Annotated in this window: 23 protein-coding genes; 14 read left to right on the plus strand and 9 right to left on the minus strand. The window is 37.1% G+C overall.

Annotated elements, in window-relative coordinates; all coding sequences use genetic code 11:
• Window positions 1-3 precede the first annotated feature (3 nt).
• Entirely contained in the window at window positions 4-855 is an 852-nt protein-coding gene (locus tag N9Y32_02185; GenBank protein MDB2589818.1) for a polyprenyl synthetase family protein, read from the plus strand.
• On the opposite strand, the gene N9Y32_02190 is transcribed toward N9Y32_02185, so the two are convergent.
• Genes N9Y32_02190 through N9Y32_02205 form a run of 4 tightly spaced genes read right to left on the minus strand, consistent with a single transcriptional unit; the run spans window position 852 to window position 3,522 of the window.
• On the minus strand, window positions 852-1,796 hold the full coding sequence (locus N9Y32_02190; GenBank protein MDB2589819.1) for a ketoacyl-ACP synthase III: 945 nt from the start codon (window positions 1,794-1,796) through the stop codon (window positions 852-854). The two genes, N9Y32_02185 and N9Y32_02190, sit on opposite strands and share 4 nt — an antisense overlap.
• Window positions 1,789-2,811, minus strand: coding sequence for a phosphate acyltransferase PlsX (gene plsX / locus N9Y32_02195; GenBank protein MDB2589820.1), 1,023 nt, complete (start codon window positions 2,809-2,811; stop codon window positions 1,789-1,791). The genes N9Y32_02190 and plsX overlap by 8 nt, the downstream gene beginning before the upstream one ends.
• Before the next feature lie 6 nt (window positions 2,812-2,817).
• The gene (rpmF, locus tag N9Y32_02200) at window positions 2,818-3,012 is read right to left on the minus strand and encodes a 50S ribosomal protein L32 (protein MDB2589821.1); all 195 of its coding nucleotides are present in this window, start codon (window positions 3,010-3,012) and stop codon (window positions 2,818-2,820) included.
• 3 nt (window positions 3,013-3,015) lie between these two features.
• Window positions 3,016-3,522 (minus strand): YceD family protein, encoded by a 507-nt coding sequence (locus N9Y32_02205; GenBank protein MDB2589822.1) that lies wholly within the window; start codon window positions 3,520-3,522, stop codon window positions 3,016-3,018.
• 108 nt (window positions 3,523-3,630) lie between these two features.
• Here N9Y32_02205 and N9Y32_02210 point away from each other — a divergent pair, with 108 nt between their 5' ends.
• Window positions 3,631-5,055: a TolC family protein gene (locus N9Y32_02210; GenBank protein ID MDB2589823.1), complete on the plus strand. Its 1,425-nt coding sequence runs from the start codon at window positions 3,631-3,633 to the stop codon at window positions 5,053-5,055.
• Between the two features lie 5 nt (window positions 5,056-5,060).
• Here the strand turns inward: N9Y32_02210 and N9Y32_02215 are convergent, their stop codons facing one another.
• Window positions 5,061-5,762, minus strand: a complete 702-nt coding sequence (locus tag N9Y32_02215; protein MDB2589824.1) for a 1-acyl-sn-glycerol-3-phosphate acyltransferase — start codon at window positions 5,760-5,762, stop codon at window positions 5,061-5,063.
• Window positions 5,763-5,818: 56 nt separating this feature from the next.
• Between N9Y32_02215 and N9Y32_02220 the strand changes: the two genes are divergently transcribed.
• From N9Y32_02220 to N9Y32_02230, 3 genes are read left to right on the plus strand one after another with little or no spacing between them, the layout of a single operon-like run.
• A complete protein-coding gene (locus N9Y32_02220; GenBank protein MDB2589825.1) occupies window positions 5,819-6,454 on the plus strand; it encodes an HAD-IA family hydrolase in 636 nt (211 codons plus the stop codon).
• Window positions 6,454-7,590 (plus strand): DNA recombination protein RmuC, encoded by a 1,137-nt coding sequence (locus N9Y32_02225; GenBank protein ID MDB2589826.1) that lies wholly within the window; start codon window positions 6,454-6,456, stop codon window positions 7,588-7,590. The genes N9Y32_02220 and N9Y32_02225 overlap by 1 nt, the downstream gene beginning before the upstream one ends.
• Window positions 7,590-8,339, plus strand: a complete 750-nt coding sequence (locus N9Y32_02230) for a YciK family oxidoreductase (GenBank protein ID MDB2589827.1) — start codon at window positions 7,590-7,592, stop codon at window positions 8,337-8,339. Before N9Y32_02225 ends, N9Y32_02230 begins: the two co-directional genes overlap by 1 nt.
• Here N9Y32_02230 and N9Y32_02235 read toward each other — a convergent pair.
• Complete coding sequence (locus N9Y32_02235; GenBank protein MDB2589828.1) at window positions 8,336-9,139, minus strand: inositol monophosphatase; 804 nt, start codon at window positions 9,137-9,139, stop codon at window positions 8,336-8,338. The genes N9Y32_02230 and N9Y32_02235 overlap by 4 nt on opposite strands.
• A gap of 25 nt (window positions 9,140-9,164) precedes the next feature.
• Between N9Y32_02235 and N9Y32_02240 the strand changes: the two genes are divergently transcribed.
• Entirely contained in the window at window positions 9,165-9,893 is a 729-nt protein-coding gene (locus tag N9Y32_02240; protein ID MDB2589829.1) for an RNA methyltransferase, read from the plus strand.
• Between the two features lie 188 nt (window positions 9,894-10,081).
• Here N9Y32_02240 and htpG read toward each other — a convergent pair whose 3' ends face one another.
• Entirely contained in the window at window positions 10,082-11,935 is a 1,854-nt protein-coding gene (gene htpG / locus N9Y32_02245; protein MDB2589830.1) for a molecular chaperone HtpG, read from the minus strand.
• Window positions 11,936-11,998: 63 nt separating this feature from the next.
• Between htpG and N9Y32_02250 the strand changes: the two genes are divergently transcribed.
• The 7 genes from N9Y32_02250 to N9Y32_02280 all read left to right on the plus strand — a co-directional run bounded on the left by N9Y32_02250 (window position 11,999) and on the right by N9Y32_02280 (window position 17,556).
• Window positions 11,999-12,868 (plus strand): tyrosine recombinase XerC, encoded by an 870-nt coding sequence (locus N9Y32_02250; protein MDB2589831.1) that lies wholly within the window; start codon window positions 11,999-12,001, stop codon window positions 12,866-12,868.
• A complete protein-coding gene (locus N9Y32_02255) occupies window positions 12,865-13,404 on the plus strand; it encodes an L-threonylcarbamoyladenylate synthase (GenBank protein MDB2589832.1) in 540 nt (179 codons plus the stop codon). Before N9Y32_02250 ends, N9Y32_02255 begins: the two co-directional genes overlap by 4 nt.
• Window positions 13,401-14,309: an oxygen-dependent coproporphyrinogen oxidase gene (hemF, locus tag N9Y32_02260; GenBank protein ID MDB2589833.1), complete on the plus strand. Its 909-nt coding sequence runs from the start codon at window positions 13,401-13,403 to the stop codon at window positions 14,307-14,309. The genes N9Y32_02255 and hemF overlap by 4 nt, the downstream gene beginning before the upstream one ends.
• A 4-nt stretch (window positions 14,310-14,313) precedes the next feature.
• Window positions 14,314-14,538 carry a sulfurtransferase TusA family protein gene (locus N9Y32_02265; GenBank protein ID MDB2589834.1) on the plus strand — a complete coding sequence of 75 codons (225 nt, stop codon included), beginning with the start codon at window positions 14,314-14,316 and terminating at the stop codon, window positions 14,536-14,538.
• A 118-nt stretch (window positions 14,539-14,656) separates the two neighbouring features.
• On the plus strand, window positions 14,657-16,072 hold the full coding sequence (gene glnA / locus N9Y32_02270; GenBank protein ID MDB2589835.1) for a type I glutamate--ammonia ligase: 1,416 nt from the start codon (window positions 14,657-14,659) through the stop codon (window positions 16,070-16,072).
• Window positions 16,073-16,177: 105 nt separating this feature from the next.
• Window positions 16,178-17,134 carry a biotin synthase BioB gene (gene bioB, locus N9Y32_02275; protein ID MDB2589836.1) on the plus strand — a complete coding sequence of 319 codons (957 nt, stop codon included), beginning with the start codon at window positions 16,178-16,180 and terminating at the stop codon, window positions 17,132-17,134.
• 17 nt (window positions 17,135-17,151) lie between these two features.
• Window positions 17,152-17,556: a hypothetical protein gene (locus N9Y32_02280; protein MDB2589837.1), complete on the plus strand. Its 405-nt coding sequence runs from the start codon at window positions 17,152-17,154 to the stop codon at window positions 17,554-17,556.
• 44 nt (window positions 17,557-17,600) lie between these two features.
• Here the strand turns inward: N9Y32_02280 and murG are convergent, their stop codons facing one another.
• Both murG and ftsW read right to left on the minus strand, forming a co-directional pair.
• On the minus strand, window positions 17,601-18,623 hold the full coding sequence (murG, locus tag N9Y32_02285; GenBank protein MDB2589838.1) for an undecaprenyldiphospho-muramoylpentapeptide beta-N-acetylglucosaminyltransferase: 1,023 nt from the start codon (window positions 18,621-18,623) through the stop codon (window positions 17,601-17,603).
• The gene (ftsW, locus tag N9Y32_02290; GenBank protein MDB2589839.1) at window positions 18,616-19,761 is read right to left on the minus strand and encodes a putative lipid II flippase FtsW; all 1,146 of its coding nucleotides are present in this window, start codon (window positions 19,759-19,761) and stop codon (window positions 18,616-18,618) included. The genes murG and ftsW overlap by 8 nt, the downstream gene beginning before the upstream one ends.
• A 141-nt stretch (window positions 19,762-19,902) precedes the next feature.
• On the opposite strand from ftsW, the gene N9Y32_02295 reads away from it, so the two are divergent.
• The gene (locus tag N9Y32_02295; protein ID MDB2589840.1) at window positions 19,903-21,489 is read left to right on the plus strand and encodes an ABC-F family ATPase; all 1,587 of its coding nucleotides are present in this window, start codon (window positions 19,903-19,905) and stop codon (window positions 21,487-21,489) included.
• Window position 21,490: the final 1 nt, after the last annotated feature.

Consider the following 21,490-nt stretch of genomic DNA (forward strand, 5'->3'; position numbering starts at 1 on the left):
TATATGAAATTTGACCAATATGTCACTAGGGTTAATGCGAGACTTGATCAGTATTTAACAACCCAAGGTCAGCTAACTGAAGCAATGCGATATAGTGTTCTAGCAGGTGGTAAGCGCTTTAGACCTATACTTTCTTATTGTGTAGCTGATATGTTCGGCTCTAACTTAGATTTGGTGGATTCTAGTAGTTGCGCGGTGGAATTTATTCACGCATATTCACTCATCCATGATGATCTTCCAGCAATGGATGATGACGATATTCGCCATAACCAGCCATCTTGTCATAAGCGCTTTGATGAAGCTCAGGCAATCTTAGCAGGTGACGGGCTTCAAGCGCTTGCTTTTGAGGTACTGGTAAATGATCCTTTATTGGATAATCAAGTAAAAATAGACTTATTGTCATCTCTTACGCATGCTGCTTTTGAGATGGCTGAAGGGCAAGCAATTGACTTATCAATTGTTGATCAAACTGTTAGTATTGATTTACTTGAAAGCATGCATCGTAAAAAAACTGGAGAATTACTCAGTTGTGCAGTTGATCTAGGTGCGATAGTTGCTCAGTGCAGTGAGCAAGATCGAGCTACGTTAAAGATATTTTCCCAAGCTATTGGTTTGGCCTATCAAATACAAGACGATGTGCTCGACATTGAGATACCAGTTGGCATTTTAGGTAAGCGACAACATTCAGACAGTGAAAAAAATAAACCAACTTATCCTGCTATTATTGGGTTACAAGAATCCAAAGATGCTTATCAAGCATTGTATTTACAAGCTAATGATTGTTTGAGTGATTTGAGTTTAGATGCTCAGGTGTTGCAGCGACTTATTGAAAAGCTGCAAACTAGAGAGTTTTAGAATTTTACTAAAACACTGCCCCAACTAAAGCCTCCGCCAATACCTTCCATTAAAAGGTTGTCACCTTTTTTAATCCTACCATCTCTTACAGCCACGTCAAGAGCCAATGGAATAGAGGCAGCAGAAGTATTACCATGGTTTTCCAAAGTGACAATTACCTTGTCCATTGGTGTTTTAATACGTTTGGCAACGCTTGAGATAATGCGAATGTTGGCTTGATGTGGTACCATCCAATCAAGCTCTTCTGAGTTCATTCCTACATCATTTAATGTCTCTTCAGCGAGCTCAGATAGGCGATTTACGGCAATTTTATAAACTTCATTACCCGCCATTTCAATAAAACCAGTTTCATTAATAAAGTTGTTATTAACGTGTAAAGATGATAAGTAGTCACCATCGCTAAATAATTTAGAATGTAGAATGCCAGTTTCTTCACTACCACTTAGAATGACAGCGCCAGCTCCATCGCCAAAAAGAATAGCTGTTGAGCGATCATTCCAGTCAACAATTCTTGACATGGTTTCACTACCAACTACTAAAACATTCTTAGCGGCACCAGTTTTAACATATTGCTCTGCTGTTGTTAGTGCAAAAATAAAGCCAGAGCAAACAGATTGCAAGTCAAAAGCAGGGCATGAAGCGCCAATAGCTTTTTGTAACATGGTTGCGGTTGCTGGAAAAATCTTATCAGGTGTGGTGGTAGCAAGGATGATAAGATCAAGTTCAGAAGCGTCTATACCAGCCATCTCTAAAGCTTTTTTCGAAGCATTCTCGGCTAAATCACAAGTGCTTTCATCGGTAACGATGTGACGTTGCTTGATACCAGTTCTTGTAACAATCCATTCATCGGTTGTATCGATGGTTTTAGAAAGGTCATCATTAGTAACAACGGTTGGCGGAAGGTAGCTTCCAGTGCCTATAATTCGAGCAAATTTATTCATTTTTTTCTAATTCTATTGATACTTGAGAAGATATCTTATCAATAATTTTAGCATTAACTTCGGTGTAAGCCTCAGAGATTGCCATAAAGAATGAGTCGCTATCAGCGCCACCATGACTTTTAACTACAATACCACGAAGGCCTAATAAGCTAGCACCATTGTACTTTCCAGGATCTAGGCTTGATTTAAAATCTTTAAGGACTGGAATAGCAATTAGTGCGACAATTTTAGTTAGCCAGTTGCGCGTGAAAGCACGCTTTAAATAATGACTCATCATACTAGCAACACCTTCGCTAGCTTTAAGGGCTATATTACCTTCAAAGCCGTCACATACAACTAAATCTACTGTGCCTTTATAAATATCGTCGCCTTCAACAAAGCCATGATAGTTTAGATTTGAGGCTTTAAGTAACTCAGAGGTTTTTTTAATCTTGTCATTACCCTTCATCTCCTCTTCGCCAATATTTAAAAGACCAACAGTTGGATTCAAAATGTCTTCTGTTTGCTCAACAGCAATCGAACCCATAGTAGCAAATTCAAGAAGTGCTTGTGGACTAGAGTCAACATTTGCACCTAAATCTAGCATATGCGTATGACCTTTAATCGTTGGCATACGTCCCATGATGGCAGGTCTATCAATACCTTTGATGGTTTTAAGTACAAAACGAGAGATTGCCATTAGGGCGCCAGTATTGCCCGCGCTAACACAAGCATCTACTATATTTGAGTCAACCAGATTGATAGCAACACGCATCGAAGAATCTTTCTTCTTGCGAAGTGCAATGGCAGGAGATTCATTCATTAATACTACTTCTGTAGCATGAACAATTTGAATTCTAGACATAGTTTTCTTAGAAGGAGAATGGCTGTTAATTTCAGATTCAATACTAGATTGATCACCTACAAAAGTTAATTGTAGGTCTTGAAATTTGCCCAGAGCTTTAATACCTGCTTCAATTGTAACCGGTATGCCATGATCTCCCCCTGAGGCATCAATTGATACCTTAATAGTCATGGACTACTAGGCTTCTACTTCTTGAACATCTGATGTGTTGATTACTTTTTTACCACGGTAGTAACCATCTGCAGTAATGTGGTGACGTAAGTGAGTTTCACCAGTTTCTTGATCTTCTGATAATGCAGGACTTGTTAATGCATTATGTGAACGACGCATGCCTCTTTTTGAAGGGGTTTTTCTACTTTTTTGTACAGCCATCTTTTATTCCTTGTTTGAGTTTTTTAATTGTTCTAACACTGCAAAAGGGTTTCTACGCTTTTGCAGTGTTACCGGGCTTTCATCCTTGTACGATTGGCATTCATGTGAATGCATCGGTATCATAGGAACGGATATTAGCACCTCATCCGTTATAAATTCTATTGTTGAAAATTCCTCATCCGCGTTCAAAATTGTCTCAAAACTCGGATCTAAATCTTCAGCTTGATTTTCATGAATAATAAAAGCTAATTTGAAGGCTGGATTTAGATGAAGCTTAACTTCTTTTAAGCAGCGCTGACAATCAAGTGCCACATCTAATTTCACATTACCTTCAATGCAAGGAATTTTGTTGTTCTCAATATAAAAATTCAATTTAACTTCAACCGAATCATCGACATTAGAAACAATATCTTTAATTCTTGGAAAGTCTTTCACCGTATAAGTCTGTGAAAAGATCAATCCTTTTTTAGCAAAGCTTAAAAGTTTTATATTGGTCGGTATTCCCTGCATCTTTTATTATAAAAAAATAACGAGACAATTTTACCAAAAATAGTTGACCAAATGAATTTTTATATGAAATTAATCTTATCTATAATTAGTTAATTTAAATGGTTCATAATGAAGCAGTTATTATTAGCATTAATTTTGTTTATAAGCTCATCTGTTAAAGCTTATACGCAAAATAATTTTATAGATCAATTATTGATTAGTCACGAATTTTTTGAAAAGGAGATGATCAATCTTAAGATTAAAAAATTAGAGATGGATGGTGATCAAGCAAATTATGGAAATTGGTCGTGGGATGTGGGTGCTCAGATTGGACGTATTCATAAAGATAAGCAAAAGTATGACTACATTTCAAGTACCGATTATGCTCGTGAAACAGCCCAAAACATAAGAAAGGTTTCATCAGATTTATCTAAGAAATTTTTCTCAAATGGATCTGAATTAAGCCTATCTTTTGATCGATCTTTACCCGTTAAAGATGAACAAATGCATGATAAAAACGGCTATCAAAAAGGCAAAAATACGACTGAATATTTGAATGATGCGAGCATTAGCTGGACGCTACCCCTACTTAAAAATAAAGACGGCGTGGTTGACCAAAAAACCTATGATTTATCAGTACTAGATTATAAAGATGAAAAACTACTTTTAGCCGAGATTCAAGAAGATTTTATTGAAGATAAAGTATTTGAATTTATTGATTGGGTAGGATTTAAATGGCAAATTGATGTCATCAATAAAGCTATTAATAAATTACAGAATATACGAATACAAATTACAAAAAATCAATTAAGAGATACTAAAGTATTGGTAAGATTTATCGATAAGAAAAAGCGCCTATTATTGAGTTTAAAATCAAAATTAAAAGCACAATCAGGCTTGTTGTTATCCTCAGTTAAATCAATAAATCTATCTAAGAATCCACCAACATTGCCCTCTATTTTTTATGTTGATTTAGTCGATAATGTTAAGCGTTATTGTCGGTCCAATATTAGAGACCTTCAGCGAATTGATCTTGAGCTGCAAAAAAATAATAGAGCCATTGAAACGTATAAAAATTTACAATTAGCTGACTTTGATTTCACAATTAGCGCCTCTAAAGAAAACAATAAAGGAAATTACACTAGTTACTCGAAGTCTAGTGAAGCGATTGTTGAGACTAAACTGGTGTTCTCATATCCTTTAAGTGGTGATATCTCTAATCAAGTTTATTTGGATAAGTATCGATATAAGCAAAGGCAAATTGAGCTTAAATATGAAAACAAATTAAAAGATGTTGTCTCTGCTATTAATAAGTTAAAAACTGATATTAAACAAGGTTTAATTCAACTCAAGCTCACCCAAAGACAAATTAAACAGCACAAGGTTGATAACGAATTAGATCTATATTTTTCAGGGCGGGGCGATATTAGGTTTGCCATTATTGAGCAAGATGATTATCAAGAGCTACAATTGGAAAAAATTGAAATTTTGATTAATTTATATAAAAACAAACTCAAATATAATAGCTTGTTAGATCGCCTATTGCCTTATTAGTTCATTTAATAAGTTTTTTGCATCTCTAGCGTCCAATCTCGCACTTCTTTGGTTAGTGCTGAGGCGTTCTTGCCAGTTGATTGAATGGGTTTTCCAATAATTAATGTTATGGTACCTGGTTGTTTAACAAAACTGCCTTTTGGCCAAAGTTTGCCCGCATTGTGATAAACCGGCACAACGTCACAATTAGTTTTTTTAGCAATGGCGACGCCACCATTTTGATATTCACCCAATTTTTCATACGATTGGCGCGTACCTTCAGGAAATACAACCACAAATATGCCTTCTTTAATTCTAGCGGCTCCTTGTTTCATCACTTTTTTGATAGCCTTTAGTTTTTCACCACGGTTAATAATAATTGGCTTTAATAGCATTAAACCCCAGCCAAAAATTGGGATCCATTGAAGTTCTTGTTTAAGTACCCAAGTTTGGTGTGGGAAGATTGTTTGTAAGGCGAGCGTTTCCCAGGTTGACTGATGATTAGAGACAATGACGCTAGCCTGACTGGGAATATTCTCTTTACCAATAACGTTAAGCTTTATATTAAGCGTTACACCTAACCACCACATACAAAATGACGCCCATTGTGACAATATTCCATAGCGAACTTTCATCGGCAAAAAAAACAAAGACAATGATAAGGCTACTAAAAAACTAAGCACCAAGGTTGAACCTAAAAAATACAGTAATGATCTTAAAAACAGCATGAGAGGGGGTAAGTGTAAACGTTATAATTTGTAGAGTTAAATTTTAACGGTTTTATATGGATATTAATACCATTCTTTTCGATTTAGACGGTACCCTCATCGATACCGCGCCAGACTTGGCTTATGCGCTAAATACCTTACTTGAAGAGGTGGGTCTCGAAGCTAAGCCTTATGACAAAATTAAGCCTTTAGTTGCGTTTGGTGGTAAGGCCCTTATTAAATTTGGATTTAATTGTGATGAAGAGCATTCAGAATTTTCCAAGCGTCATCAAAAGCTGCTTAAGATTTATACTAACAATATTGATCTAAATTCAAAACCTTTTGAGGGTGTCAATGCACTCATAAAAACCCTTGAAGATCGGCAAATAAACTGGGGAATTGTCACCAATAAGCCCGAGTATTTAACTCATTTATTACTGCAAAAATTAAATATTAATGTGGACGTAGTGGTTTGTGGAGATACTTTAGAGTTTAGTAAGCCTCATCCTGCGCCCTTGTTATATGCATGTGCTCAATTTGCTATTGATCCAAAGCGCTGTATCTTTGTTGGAGACGATAAAAATGATATGCTAGCAGGGAATAATGCTGGGATTAAAACAGTAGCAGTGACTTATGGTTACGGCAACGTTGAACAAGATTGGAATTATGATTATAAAATTAATCATGCACAAGAATTATTGGAGTTAATTTAATGGATATATTGAGTTTGATATTGGGTTTATTGGTTGGTGGAATTGCTATATATATTTATTTAGGTAAGCAATTGCAAGTCGTAAGTAAAGAAAAAATTCATCTGGAAGTGAGTCTTGATGAGAAGATTAAATCTTATGAAAATCAGATTGATATGATCAATATTGCCAGAGAGCAAATGAGCAAAGATTTTAAAGAGGTTGCCAGTCATATTTTGGAAAAAGATCGCCATGATTTAAGTCTTAAAAACTCTGAATTACTCACACCTTTGCAATCCCAGTTAAAAGAATTTCGAGACAAAATTGAAGTTATTACAACTGAGCAAATCAAAGAGCGTGCAACGCTTTCAGTACAAATTGACAACCTTAAAAAGACCAGTATTGAAGCACAAGAAACTACCCAAAATCTTACCAATGCATTGACTTATGACAATAAGCAGCAAGGTGATTGGGGGGAGATGATTTTAAGCTCTATTTTGTCTAGCTCTGGGCTAAGAGAAGGTCATGAATTTGACACTCAAAAGCAGCTTAAAAATGAGCAGGGTGAATCTTTTAAGCCAGATGTAATTTTGCATTTGCCTGATGAAAAAGATATTATTATTGATTCTAAGGTTTCCTTAAAAGCTTATAAAGACTACATTGCTGACCAAACTAACGCAGCACTCTTAAAATCACATGTTAGTTCAGTTGAAGCGCATATTAATGGAATTAGTATTAAAGAGTATGAAAATTTAGAAGGTGTATTAACTCTTGACTTTATTTTTGTCTTTATTCCTATTGAGTCAGCTTTGCTAGTCGCACTTGATCAAAAGCCTGATTTATTTACCCTTGCATTGAAAAAGAACATAGTCTTGGTTTCTCCCTCAACCTTAATGATGAGCTTAAAAACGGTACATCATATTTGGCAAACCGAACGACAAAACCAAAACTCTGAAGAAATTGCACGCCAAGCGGGCGCTATGTATGACAAACTATTTGGCTTCATGAAATCTATGGATGAGATTGAAAAGAGCCTAGATAAGGCACAAAAAAGCTACAGAGATGCTCGGGGCAAGCTTTCTGATGGTAAGGGTAATTTAATTGGCCGCGCTGAAAAATTAAAAGAACTCGGCGTGCAAAGCAAAAAGGAGCTAGATTAATGCAAATTTCAACCAATTATTCAATCACACAAGATGAGTTAAAAGGTAAAGTAATTTTGGTCACAGGCGCTAACCGTGGCTTTGGCAAGGCAATGACACTTGATTTAGCCAAAGCAGGTGCTACTGTTATTATGTTGGGCCGTGACTTAGGTTCTCTTGAGACAGCTTATGATGAAGTTGTAGATAGTGGGTTTGAGGAGCCTATTTTGTACCCATTAGATCTTGAAGGTGCAACGCCTAAAAACTATGAACAATTACAAAGAGACATCTTGGATAACTTTGGTCAGCTTGATGGTTTGATTCATAATGCCAGTATTATTGGCACCATGATGCCTATTGAACAGTACGATTTAAAGCTTTGGTATTCAACCATGCAAATTAATGTTAATGCCCCTTTTATGCTAACGCAATTTTTAATTCCTGCACTAAGTAAGTCTGAAGATGCGCGAATCTTGTTTTTATCGTCGTCAGTAGGGCGAACGGCACGTGCCTATTGGGGTGCTTATGGGGTGAGTAAATTTGCTATTGAAGGTTTGAGTAAGACCCTATCAGAAGAGCTTGAAAAGACATCTATTAGAGTTAATTCGCTTAATCCAAAACGCATGCGTACAAAAATGCGCCAAATGGCTTATCCAGCTGAAAATATTGAAAAAAATCCAACACCAGAGAGCGTTTCTCCAGCGATTGTTTATCTAATGAGTAAGCAAACTAAATCGCTCAATGGCGAGCAGTTAACGCTTGAAAATTAGCGCTGTAAGTCAGCTGTTAAATGTGGGTGAATGGTTTTTAAAAGAGCCTTAAAAACTTTTTCATTGCCCGCAACCACGTTGCCGGTTTCTAAGAATTTGTCACGACCAGAGAAATCACCAATATATCCACCTGCTTCTTTAACTAAAAGAGCGCCTGCTGCTATGTCCCAGATATTAAGTTCAATTTCCCAGAAGCCATCTAATCGGCCAGCAGCTAAATAAGCTAAATCAAGTGCGGCAGAGCCTGCGCGACGAATGCCGGCTACCTTTGGATGAACAGCCTTAAACATGTCAAGGTAGGCATCTAGGTGTTGAGGTGCTTTAAATGGAAAGCCAGTGCCAATTAAGGTGTCTTCAAAGCCATTCGTATTAGTAACACGAATTCTTTGCTCATTTAAATAAGCGCCATCACCCTTTGAAGCGGTAAACAACTCTTCTTTAAAAGGGTCGTAAACCACTGCATGAGTAGCTTCATCGTTTTCATATAAAGCAATAGAGACTGAATATTGTGGAAAGCCATGTAGATAGTTAGTAGTTCCATCTAGTGGATCCAAGATCCAAACAAAGCGCTTGTCTTTGCCGACAATTTCTCCGTTTTCTTCGCCCAAGATTGAATGATCCGGAAAGGCATATTTCAACTCGTTTATAATAGCGTCTTCAGCGGCTTTATCCACTTCAGAGACGAAGTCGTTAGTTGCTTTATTTTCAATCGTTAATAAATCAATTTGATTGTGATATCTGAGAATGATATCGCCCGCTTTTCGAGCGGCTTTAACGGCAATATTAAGCGTAGGATGCATAATTAAAAGACAAATGGAAAAAGAAATGAATTATACCTTTGATAACGTTCGTATAGTTATGGTTAATACCACGGAGCCAGGTAATATTGGTGCGGCAGCCAGAGCGATGAAAAACATGAATCTTTCAAAGCTGTATTTGGTTAACCCAAGAGGCTACCCTTCTGCTGTAGCAACTGCTCGCGCTAGTGGTGCGGATGATGTCTTGTCTAGTGCTGTGGTTTGTGAAACGCTTGAAGAGGCTTTGGTTGGAGCGCAGTTAGTGATTGGCGCAAGTGCACGTCAGCGTAGTATCAAATGGAAGCAAATGGATGTAGTGGGTGCTTGCGAGCAAATTAAGAAAGCCACGGGTGTTGAAGGACAAGAAGTGGCGGTAGTATTTGGTACAGAAAATTTTGGTCTCACTAATGAAGAACTAGATTTATGCCAAATTTTGATGACCATTCCTGGCAATCCTAATTATTTCTCTTTAAATATAGCCGCCGCCATTCAAGTCTTTGCTTATCAAAATTATGTCTATAACACAACCACAGAATTTGAAAAGAGTAGTAATGAATATGCCAGTTTTGATGAGTTAGAGGGTTTTTACGCACATTTAGCCCAAGTGCTTGAGCATATTGAGTACTTTGAAGATAAACGCCCTAAAGAGCTTCTAATGCGCCGCATGCGCCGTTTTTTTGGGCGTGCAGATCCTGAAAAAGAAGAAGTAGCTATCTTTAGAGGTATTTTAAGAAACATTCAACCCTTTAAAAAATAGGAAATTATGGGAATGGATGGTTTATAACCGTTAAAAGCTCTTAAAAAGCCTTGTATTGCTTGTTTTTAAGGCGAAAATAGTCCTTTTCTCGTATTTTTATCACTTAATTTCATAAATATTAGAAATTTTAACAATGCAATAAAAAAGCCCGAATAATCGGGCTTTTTTAATCAAACAACTCAGTTGAGTTATTTAATAAGCTTGTTCATACGCTTAACAAACTCAGCAGGATCTTTAAGCTGTCCGCCTTCTGATAAAACTGCCTGATCAAACAAAACATTCACCAGGTTTTCATCAACTTTAGTTTTAAGTTTTTTAACCAATGGATGAGTTGGGTTAATTTCAAGAATAGGCTTGGTTTCGGGCACGTCCTGGCCAAGAGACGCCATAATTCTTTCCATGTTGCCGCCCATTTCATTTTCATCAGCTACTAAACAAGAAGGGGACTCGCTAAGTCGATTAGAAATTTTCACTTCTTTAACTTTATTTTCAAGAATCTTTTGCATTTCTTCTAGAGTCTTTTTAAAGCCTTTAGCAGTTTTTTCTTTTTCCTTTTTTTCCTCTTTAGAGTCTAAATCTTCTAAATCACCTTTAGCGATCGACTTAAGAGTTTTACCTTCAAATTCAGTAAAGTTACTTACCATCCATTCATCAACACGATCAGATAGTAGGAGCACTTCAATGTTCTTTTCTTTAAAGATTTCTAAATGTGGAGAGCCTTTAGCTGCACCAAAAGTTTCTGCTGTTACGTAGTAGATGTCTTTTTGTTCAGCATCCATACGCCCGATGTAATCGGCCAAAGATACAGTTTGATCTTCGCTATCAGTTTTGGTAGTGGCAAAGCGTAATAAGCTTGCAATTTTGTCTTTATTAGTCGGATCTTCAACGACACCTTCTTTCATTACCATGCCAAATTCTTTCCAGAAATCGGCATATTTTTTTGGCTTATTTTTAGCCATTTTTTCAAGCTCTTTAAGGATTCGACTCACAGAAGCTTTACGAATGGTATCAACCACTTTGTTTCCTTGTAGGATCTCACGAGAAACGTTTAACGATAAATCAGCCGTATCAATAACACCTTTAATAAAGCGTAAGTACATTGGCATTAATTCTTCATTGTCTTCCATGATGAAAACGCGTTTGGCGTATAACTTAATACCACCTTTGCGTTTTGGCTCCCACATATCAAAAGGTGCTTTTGATGGAATAAATAATAATGAGGTGTAATCTAGCTTGCCTTCGACACGGTTGTGAAGTTGTGCAAGTGGTGCAGCAAAATCATAAGTCAATGACTTGTAAAATTCATCGTAATCTTCTTGTTTAAGACTGCGTTTGTCTTGTGTCCAAAATGCATTGGCCTTGTTGACCATTTCATATTCAATGGCGTCAGAATCTTCTTCAGCTGGTTTGATCATCATGATAGGCACTGTAATATGATCAGAGTACTTAGAGATAATGCCGCGCAAGCGATAATCATCTAAAAATTCTTTTTCTTCTTTTTTAATATGTAGTGTGATTTTGGTACCAAAGTCTTCTACTGCAGTGGTTTCTAATGAATACTCACCTTCACCTTTAGAGGTCCAAATAGTACCGTTTGACTTATCATCACCAGCTTTTCTAGTGGTTAAAACAACTTCATCTGCCACAATAAATGCAGCATAAAAACCCACGCCAAATTGGCCGATTAGGTTTGAATCTTCGGCTTGTTTTTCATCCAGACTTTCTAAGAATTTTTTAGTGCCTGAGTTGGCAATAGTACCAATGTTTTCCATGACTTCAGATTCAGTCATACCAATACCATTGTCGGTGATCGTAATAGTGCCCGCATCTTTGTCTACATCGATGTGAACTTGTAAAGCTTCTTTACCCTCAACCAAAGCATCGTTTGATAAAGATTCAAATTTAAGCTTGTCAACTGCATCTGAGGCGTTTGATACCAGCTCTCGCAAGAATATTTCTTTGTTGGAGTACAAAGAGTGAATCATTAAATGTAGGAGTTGAGAAACCTCTGTTTGGAATGAGTGCGTCTGTTTAGTGGTCATTTACTGGTAGCCTTTATTATTATGCGTAAAATGTATTGATATGGTCAAGCTTAAAAAATTCAAGTGAAAAAGCAAATAATTGATTTTATTTTGTATTTAAAAGTAGAGCGACATTATGCGCTTAATACTCAGCAGGCGTATGAGCGTGATTTAAATCAATTGCTTAATTTTTTAAAAACTCAAGATATATCAAGCTGGGCAGCGCTTAATGCGCAAACACTTAATTTGTTTATTATGCAGTTGCGCCATAAAAATATCTCAGCTAGAAGTATTCGTCGCTATCTATCTTCTATTAAAGGCATGTTGACTTATTTGGTTAATCAAGATCAATTAAAAGATAATTGTGCGGTTCAACTACGTACGCCAAAAATTTCGAAAACCTTGCCAGGCATATTAAATTATGAGCAAGTATTGCAAATATTAAAGACAAAAAGAGCCTCTCGATTTGAGAGTCGAGATGTGGCCATTATTGAGGTTATTTATTCTTGTGGCTTGCGAGTGTCTGAATTGGTCGGTTTAAATGTTATAGATGTAGACATATCTCAAGGGTTTTTAACCGTTTTAGGAAAGGGCGGTAAAGCCAGGCACACGCCATTGGGCAGTTCAGCACAAGAGGCAATTACTAAGCATTTAGAAGTACATCATTCAGGTGCACTTTTTGTGAATAAAAATGGTGATAGGATTGGTGTGAGATCAATACAAAATATGATTAAAAAACGAGCATTGGATTCTGGCATTAAAATTAATGTTTATCCGCACATGTTGCGCCATGCAGCGGCAACACACTTTTTACAATCAAGCCACGATCTGCGCTCTACACAAGAGTTTTTAGGCCATACTAGTATTAAATCTACCCAAGTGTATACGCACTTAGATTTTTTAGAATTATCCCAGGTCTATGACCGCTGTCATCCAAGGGCTAAAAAGTCATGAACATTAAAACTAGAATAGCAGTTAATGTTTTAAATGATGGTGGCATTATTAGCATACCAACTGACACCATTCAGGGGTTGAGTTGCCTGCCCAGATTTGACGACTCTTTGCAAAAATTGGTTGATCTTAAAAAGCGCTCTGTTGAAAAAGGGTTAATCTTATTGGCCAGTGATCCGGTTTATTTTCAAGATTATGTTGAGGATATATCTCTACTCGCACAACTAACCAGTTCAGTCAATGAGCCAATTACCTACTTATTAAAAGCAAGCGATACTGCACCTCAAATTTTACTAGGTGGGCATGATACAATCGCTATTAGGCTCACTACTAATCCACTAATTATGGATCTATGTAAGCACACCCAGAGTGCCTTGGTTTCAACTAGTGCGAATATTTCTGGCTTAAAAACAGCCAAAACCACACTGGAATTACGCATATATTTTAAAGATCAATTAGACTATATAATAGCGCCCAATAAAGCTGAAAACAGCCCTTCAAGTATTATCAATTTACAAACTGGAGAAAGATTGAGATGATCGACCAGATTAAGCAATATTTATTATCATTACAAGCAGATATTTGTACCCAGTTAGAGCAAGTTGATGGCCAAGCAACTTTCATTAAAGATGAATGGGAAAAGCCAAATAACGCTGGTAATGGGCTCACGCGAGTACTAACAAAAGGTAGTGCTTTTGAGCAAGCAGGGGTTAATTTTTCTATTGTTCATGGTGATAACATGCCGGCTTCGGCCACAGCGCTAAGGCCAGAATTAGCAGGGCGTAGCTTTAGTGCGTTAGGGGTATCGTTAGTGATTCATCCTAATAATCCTTATGCACCTACTTCACATGCTAACGTACGCTTTTTTATAGCTGAGAAAGCCGGTGAAGATCCTATTTGGTGGTTTGGCGGTGGATTTGATTTAACACCATACTACGGCTTTGATGAAGACGCTATTTTATGGCACCAAACCGCTAAAGAAGCCTGCGATCCTTTTGGTGCAGAGCTGTATCCAAAGTATAAAAAATGGTGTGATGATTATTTTTATATGAAGCACCGTGATGAGCAGCGAGGGATTGGTGGTTTGTTTTTTGATGATTTAAACGAAGGCGGTTTTGATCAATGTTTTGCTTTTGTGCGTAGTGTGGGTGATAGCTATATTAATGCCTATAGACCTATTATTGAAAAGCGAAAAGATATGCCGTTTACAGATCATGAGCGACAGTTTCAACTCTATCGTCGCGGACGCTATGTTGAGTTTAACTTGGTTTATGACCGAGGCACTTTGTTTGGCTTGCAAACAGGTGGAAGAACAGAGTCAATTTTAATGTCACTACCACCACTAGTACGCTGGGAATATCAATATGAGCCTAAGCCAAATACGCCAGAAGCGCAGCTTTATGATAAATTCTTAAAGCCACAAGACTGGGTGGGAGGCGAATAGCAAAATGAAAACTCAATTAGATGTTAAGAGGTTGCTCTGCCCCATGCCAGTTATTCGACTCGGTGAAATGATTGACAAAGTAGCTGTTGGGGACACTATTGAAATGTTGGCGACTGATCCAGGTGTGCTACATGATATTCCTGCCTGGTGCAAGGTCCATGCTCATAAGGTGTTAGAAATCGAAGAAAAAACCGATGAGATTGTCCTTATTGTTGAGAAAATAGGGTAGAATAATTCGCTGTTTTTGCTATAAAAATAATAGCTAAATAAGAATTATGCTTGTAACGGCGCAAGCTTCTTGACAAAGTTGGTCAGTTAATGCAAATACTTAAATTAAAGGAGAAAATATGTCTGCACAAGATGTAATGAAGATGATTGAAGATAACGAGGTTAAATTCGTTGATTTTCGTTTTACAGATACTCACGGTAAGGAGCACCACGTAAGTGTTCCTTCCCATACGGTTGATGAAGATAAATTTGAAGAAGGTCAAATGTTTGATGGTTCTTCAATCACAGGTTGGAAGGATATTAACGAATCCGACATGATTTTAAAGCCAGACACAACTGCATGCGTTATGGATCCGTTTACACAACAGCCAACGTTAATTGTACGTTGTGACATTGTTGAGCCAAGTGATATGCAGGGTTACGAAAAAGACCCTCGCTCTCTTGCTAAGCGTGCTGAGCAATTCATGCAAGATTCAGGTGTTGGTGATACAGCTTACTTTGGTAACGAAAATGAGTTTTTCGTATTTGACAGTGTTAAGTGGGATACAGGATTTGGCATGGGTAAGGCGTTTTATGAAATCCATTCTGAAGAAGCAGACTGGGAGTCTGGCTCTGATTTAGAGGGCGGAAATAAAGGCCATCGTCCAAATGTTAAGGGCGGTTATTTTCCGGTTCCTCCAGTAGATTCACTTCACGACCTTAGGTCAGAAATGTGTCTTGCTATCGAGGAAATGGGTGTTACTACTGAAGTGCATCACCATGAAGTAGGCACAGCTGGCCAATGTGAAATTGGTGCAAAATTTAACACATTAGTGAGAAAAGCTGACGAAACTCAAATCCTTAAATACTGTATTCATAATGTTGCTCACATGTATGGCAAGACAGCTACTTTTATGCCTAAACCAATTGCGGTTGATAATGGTAATGGTATGCACGTTCACCAGTCAATTGCAAAAGATGGTGTTAACTTATTTGATGGTGATGAGTATGGTAACTTAAGTCAGATGGCACTATATTACATCGGTGGTATTATTAAGCATGCTCAAGCATTAAATGCCTTTACTAATGCATCAACTAACTCTTACAAGCGCTTAGTACCAGGATATGAAGCACCAGAAATGCTAGCTTATTCTGCTAAGAACCGTTCTGCTGCGATCCGTATTCCATATGTGGGCAACCCATTAGGTCGCCGCATTGAGGTTCGTTTTCCAGATAACACGGCCAATCCATATTTAGCATTCTCAGCAATGCTGATGGCTGGCCTTGATGGTATTAAGAACAAGATTGATCCTGGTCAGCCTCAAGATGGAGACTTATATGAATTATCTAGAGCAGAAAAAGCAAAAATTCCTAAGGTTTGTAATTCTTTAGAGCAAGCGCTTGATGCACTTGACTCTGATCGTGACTTCTTGAAAGCTGGTGGTGTGTTTACCGATAACGTAATTGATTCTTTCATTGATCTTAAAATGCAAGAAGTGAATGCTATGCGTTCAGCACCTCATCCAGTTGAATTTGATATGTACTACAGTCTGTAGCACTTAATTTCAACTCTAAAAAAAGCCTGCATTTGCAGGCTTTTTTAATGTCCCAAACAAATTGATTACGTTAAAATAACCCTACTTATTTTTAAATAAATTCTCATGACACAATTAAGAAACGATTGGCAAATGGATGAAATCCAAAATCTATTTGATATGCCATTTAACGATTTACTATTTAAAGCGCACACAATTCACAGAGATAACTTCGATCCTAATTATGTGCAAGTGAGTTCTTTGCTTAATATTAAAACAGGCGCTTGTCCAGAGGATTGCTCTTATTGCTCTCAAAGTTCTAAATATGACACTGGTCTTGAACGTGAAAAGCTGATGGAAATTGAATTGGTTTTAGAGCAAGCACAAACTGCAAAAGACCAGGGCGCTACTCGTTTTTGTATGGGCGCTGCTTGGAGAAATCCAACAGATAAAAGCCTCGATAAAGTTATTCCAATGATTCAAGGCGTCAAAGCCATGGGCATGGAGACTTGTGTGACGCTAGGTATGTTGACCCAAGATCAAGCGTTTACATTAAAAGAAGCTGGGCTTGATTATTACAATCACAATCTAGATACATCAAAAGAAAACTACCCCAATGTTATTACTACACGTAGCTTCCAAGATCGCCTTAATACACTTGAGTCAGTTAAAAATGCTGATATTAATGTTTGTAGTGGTGGTATTTTAGGCTTGGGAGAGGGTCAAACAGACAGAGCCTCTATGTTGAGGTCTTTAGCTAATCTTGAGTCTCATCCTGAGAGTGTTCCTATCAATCTATTAGTGCCTATTCCTGGTACGCCTTTTGAGAAAATCGAGCCACCTACTGAAAGCGAATTTATTAGGGCAATTGCAGTAGCTCGTATTATGATGCCTAAGTCCGTAGTACGATTGTCAGCAGGGCGAACAGAAATGGGTGAGGCGATGCAAGCATTGTGTTTCTTTGCAGGCGCTAATTCTATTTTTTACGGGGAACAACTGCTTACAACAGATAATCCAGATACCGGTAGTGATAAGGCTTTATTTAAAAAGCTAGGCATAAATATGAGCCATTTAACAAACTAATAACCCATAAAATAAAAATGAAAAAACAACTTTTAATCATACTGACACTTGTCACTTTAACTTTTAATACATCGGCTGAATCTAAAAACTGTACAGTTGGATATGATAACCTTGAGCATTTAGGTAATTGTTTGGGAGGTGTGGTGGATTCTAGTATTGGTGCTTTATCAAATTTACCTAGCGATGCAAAAAAATGGTCGAATGATCAGCATTTAAAAGCCAAGCAAAAACTAGAATCAATCAAGCAAGACATTTGCAATGATAGTAACCCTATCAAAGAGGTTGTGGTTGAGAAGATAGTTTATGTTGATCGGCTTGTAAAGGTACCGGCTAAGGCTCTTGAAAGGCGCTGTGTTACTAATAAAAAATCAGATCGATTTGGCAATACTAGTGAGGTGATCACTTGTACTGAATGGAAGTAACATATTAAGCCAAGGAAAAGTAAAGCCGCTTTACTGCGGCTTTTTTATGCACTCAATAATCGCTTAGCTATATCTGCAGCTGCATTGGGCTTAGCAAGCTTGAGCGCATTGTCAGACATAAGGCTTAATTTTGAGGCATCTAAGTTGAGTAAAGCTTTTTCAAGTATCGAAAGATTTAGATCTTTTTGTTCAATTAGTATTCCAGCATTATTGTCGGCAAGAATTTTTGCGTTATAAAATTGATGATTATCAATTGCATGCGGAAGTGGAATCAAGATACTAGGCTTGGCATTCATCATTAGTTCTGAAACTGTCATTGCACCTGCTCGACATAATACAACATCAGCCCAAGCATAAGCTTTTGCCATATTATCAATAAAGGCTGTCACTTTGGCTGATTTTTTCTGATACTGAGATTGAACTTTATCGAAGTGTAATTTTCCTGTTTGATGCCAGATGTTAATAGGAATATTTAATTGTGTCACTACGTTATTAATTGGCTTTGAGCCAAGGCTACCACCAATAATTAGAAGGTTTAGTTTTTTATTTTTGACGTTAGATTTGTTAGCTTTAAAAGCAATCGGATTACCAACAGTAGTAGCTTGAATAGAAGCCCCAAAGGCACCATCAAAGGCTTGAAATGTTTGGGTGGAAAATTTAGAGAGTATTTTGTTTGTGGTACCAGGAATGGAGTTTTGCTCATGAATAAATAAAGGCACTCTAAAAATCCAAGCAATCATGCCACCAATGCCAGAAGCAAATCCGCCCATACCTAGAGCAGCATCAGGTTTCGTTTTAATAAATACTTTGATAACTTGAAAAGTAGCCAAGGCTAGCAAAAAAGGTGCTTTGATTAAGCTCGCAAGACTTTTACCTCTTAAGCCAACTGCATTTACCGTGTGTAATTGAAAATTATTTTTAGGAACGATGTCATTTTCCATACCTTTTTTAGAGCCAAGCCACTCAATTTGACAGTGGTGATTTCTGAGTTCACTGGCAATGGCTAAAGCTGGAAAAATATGCCCACCAGTTCCTCCTGCCATAATGAGAATTTTTTTATCAGACATATTTTTTTTGTTTGGAGTATTCACAGCGATTTTCCATATCTATTCTAAGTAAGATACCAAGAGCAATCAATACAAAAATCATACTAGATCCCCCATAACTAATCAAGGGTAATGGAAAGCCTTTGGGAGGGATTAAGCCTAGATTCATCGCGATATTAACACTAAACTGCAATGATAGCCAAGTGCAAATACCAAAGCCAACATAAGAGCTGTATTTACGTTTTTGTTTTAGTGCACCTTTAGCAATCTTAAAACCTTTAAGCATAATAAAACCAAAGGTAAAAATGACAAATAGCATACCGATAATGCCTGTTTCTTCACCAATAATAGAAAAAATCATATCGGTATGTGGTTCGGGTAATTTGGTATATTTTTGAATGCCATTACCCAGCCCAACACCAGTCCAATCGCCTCTGGCAATGCCGATTAAAGCTTGTTTGGTTTGATAAACTTTTTCACTATTATTAACCCATAAGTCTGTTTGCCAAAACTGTGTAAGTCGCTGCCAGCGAACACCACCATTTAAGCCGTCAACATACAGCCAAACGCCAACTATACTAAGCAAGCCACTACCAACAAAGGTTAGTTGTGCAAGATAAACACCTGCTGCAAAAAGCATGATAAATGCTGTTAAGGAAATAATGATAGCAGCGCCTAGATCCATTTCTAATAAAATTAATACATCAGCTGAAAAGATAATAATAAGAGTTTTAATTAAACCCATCCAAGGTTTTTTAACATCCTTTTCTTGCCTAACCAGAAAATCAGCCATGTATAAAATCATGGCAACTTTCATCATTTCAGAGGGTTGAAATTTAAAAAATACAAAATTAATCCAGCGAGTTGAGCCGTTAACGGTTCTGCCGATAGGTTCAGGCAAAAATACTAATGCCAAGCAAACTAAGGTAAAAACAAAAAACCATTTGGCATATTTTTTATAGAAATATAAAGGAATTTTCAAGCAAACAAAAGCCAGAATTAAGCCGAATAAAATATAGATACTTTGCTTGAAAAAGTAGCTATAGCTATCAAAATGTCCTAATGAGGCAGAAAACGACATAATCCAACCAAACGTCAATAGTACGAGAATAGCAATAGCTAAATGTTTATCGGGTAATTGTCCAGTTTTTTCAAACATTTAGTGAGTATAGGTGTTAAATTCATAGTTATTTTAACCCTCGAAAGGTGTCTTAATAACTCTAATCAATCCTATATTTATCTTAGTTTTTTATTTTGATTATGGGATAATAGTTTCTTTTCAAAAAATAGCCCTATACCTATGATTTCTACTGCCAACATCACCATGCAATTTGGTGAAAAACCACTTTTTGAAAATATTTCTGTCAAATTTCAAGGCGGAAATCGATACGGCTTGATTGGTGCAAATGGTTGTGGAAAATCAACTTTTATGAAAATTTTAACGGGTGAATTAAAGCCTAGCAACGGTACAGTGAGTATCAGCGAAGGCGAAAGACTTGGTATTTTGCGTCAGGATCAATTTGCTTATGAAGATTTTCGTGTAGTTGATACAGTCATCATGGGTCATGAAAAGCTTTGGGAAGTTAAAAAAGAAAGAGAGCGTATTTATGCCTTGCCTGAAATGAGTGAAGCTGACGGTACTAAGGTTGCACACCTTGAAATGGAATTTGCAGAAATGGACGGCTATATGGCTGAATCATCAGCCAGTGAATTATTATTAGGTCTAGATATTCCTGAAGAGCAGCATTATGGCCTAATGAGTGAAATCGCACCTGGTTGGAAAATGCGTATCTTGCTGGCTCAGGCGTTATTCTCTGATCCTGAAATTTTGTTACTAGATGAGCCAACCAACAACTTAGATATTAATTCAATTAGCTGGTTGGTCAATGTACTCAATGAGCGTAAAGCTACCATGGTTATTATCTCGCATGATAGGCACTTCTTAAATGGAGTGTGTACTCATATGTCTGATTTGGACTATGGCGCACTCAATACTTTCCCTGGAAATTACGATCAGTTTATGATGGCTTCAACTGCTATTCAGGAAAAAATGCAGTCAGATAATGCTAAAAAAGAGGCGAAAATTAAAGAGCTTAAGCATTTTGTATCACGCTTTTCTTCAAACGCTTCTAAAGCAAAGCAAGCAACATCTCGCCAAAAACAGCTTGAAAAGATTGAACTTGACGACATTAAACCATCTTCAAGAGTTAGCCCTTATATTTACTTTAATCAAGAAAATAAGCTTCATAGAAATGTTTTGGAAGTTGAGGGATTAGAAAAAAGCTTTGATGATCTTCACGTATTAAAAGATATTAGCTTTTTATTTGAAGTGGGTGAGCGTGTAGCTGTTATTGGCCAAAATGGTATCGGTAAAACTACACTATTACGGACCCTAGTTGGTGAAATCAAAGCTGAAAAGGGCAAACTTAAGTGGAGTGAAAATATCAATATTGGCTATTATGCTCAAGATAATAGTGCTGATTTTAAAGAAGATATGACTGTGCTTGATTGGATGGCCCAATTTAAACAACCAAAGCAGAATATGCAGGATATGCGTGGCGTACTTGGCAAAATGTTGTTTGGTAAAAACGATATTATTAAAAGTGTTAAATCGCTCTCGGGTGGCGAAAAAGGCAGAATGTTATTTGGCAAGCTAATGCTACAACAACCAAATGTATTGGTGATGGATGAGCCAACTAACCACTTAGATATGGAGTCCATTGAGGCACTTAACCTTGCTTTGGAGAATTATGAGGGTACACTGATCTTTGTCAGTCACGATAGGGAATTTGTATCTTCATTATCGACCAAAGTTGTAGAATTAAAAGAAGACGGTATGCATTATTATTCTGGTAATTATGAGGATTACCTAAAGTCACAAAAATAAG

The sequence above is a fragment of the Candidatus Thioglobus sp. genome, from assembly GCA_028228555.1.
In the GTDB taxonomy this organism is placed as follows: Bacteria; Pseudomonadota; Gammaproteobacteria; order PS1; family Pseudothioglobaceae; genus Thioglobus_A.

Coding starts and splice junctions, on each gene's coding strand:
- N9Y32_02185 (MDB2589818.1), top strand. CDS start 4: ATGAAATTTGACCAATATGTCACTAGGGTTAATGCGAGACTTGATCAG.
- N9Y32_02190 (MDB2589819.1), bottom strand. CDS start 1,796: ATGAATAAATTTGCTCGAATTATAGGCACTGGAAGCTACCTTCCGCCA.
- plsX (MDB2589820.1), bottom strand. CDS start 2,811: ATGACTATTAAGGTATCAATTGATGCCTCAGGGGGAGATCATGGCATA.
- rpmF (MDB2589821.1), bottom strand. CDS start 3,012: ATGGCTGTACAAAAAAGTAGAAAAACCCCTTCAAAAAGAGGCATGCGT.
- N9Y32_02205 (MDB2589822.1), bottom strand. CDS start 3,522: ATGCAGGGAATACCGACCAATATAAAACTTTTAAGCTTTGCTAAAAAA.
- N9Y32_02210 (MDB2589823.1), top strand. CDS start 3,631: ATGAAGCAGTTATTATTAGCATTAATTTTGTTTATAAGCTCATCTGTT.
- N9Y32_02215 (MDB2589824.1), bottom strand. CDS start 5,762: ATGCTGTTTTTAAGATCATTACTGTATTTTTTAGGTTCAACCTTGGTG.
- N9Y32_02220 (MDB2589825.1), top strand. CDS start 5,819: ATGGATATTAATACCATTCTTTTCGATTTAGACGGTACCCTCATCGAT.
- N9Y32_02225 (MDB2589826.1), top strand. CDS start 6,454: ATGGATATATTGAGTTTGATATTGGGTTTATTGGTTGGTGGAATTGCT.
- N9Y32_02230 (MDB2589827.1), top strand. CDS start 7,590: ATGCAAATTTCAACCAATTATTCAATCACACAAGATGAGTTAAAAGGT.
- N9Y32_02235 (MDB2589828.1), bottom strand. CDS start 9,139: ATGCATCCTACGCTTAATATTGCCGTTAAAGCCGCTCGAAAAGCGGGC.
- N9Y32_02240 (MDB2589829.1), top strand. CDS start 9,165: ATGAATTATACCTTTGATAACGTTCGTATAGTTATGGTTAATACCACG.
- htpG (MDB2589830.1), bottom strand. CDS start 11,935: ATGACCACTAAACAGACGCACTCATTCCAAACAGAGGTTTCTCAACTC.
- N9Y32_02255 (MDB2589832.1), top strand. CDS start 12,865: ATGAACATTAAAACTAGAATAGCAGTTAATGTTTTAAATGATGGTGGC.
- hemF (MDB2589833.1), top strand. CDS start 13,401: ATGATCGACCAGATTAAGCAATATTTATTATCATTACAAGCAGATATT.
- N9Y32_02265 (MDB2589834.1), top strand. CDS start 14,314: ATGAAAACTCAATTAGATGTTAAGAGGTTGCTCTGCCCCATGCCAGTT.
- glnA (MDB2589835.1), top strand. CDS start 14,657: ATGTCTGCACAAGATGTAATGAAGATGATTGAAGATAACGAGGTTAAA.
- bioB (MDB2589836.1), top strand. CDS start 16,178: ATGACACAATTAAGAAACGATTGGCAAATGGATGAAATCCAAAATCTA.
- N9Y32_02280 (MDB2589837.1), top strand. CDS start 17,152: ATGAAAAAACAACTTTTAATCATACTGACACTTGTCACTTTAACTTTT.
- murG (MDB2589838.1), bottom strand. CDS start 18,623: ATGTCTGATAAAAAAATTCTCATTATGGCAGGAGGAACTGGTGGGCAT.
- ftsW (MDB2589839.1), bottom strand. CDS start 19,761: ATGTTTGAAAAAACTGGACAATTACCCGATAAACATTTAGCTATTGCT.
- N9Y32_02295 (MDB2589840.1), top strand. CDS start 19,903: ATGATTTCTACTGCCAACATCACCATGCAATTTGGTGAAAAACCACTT.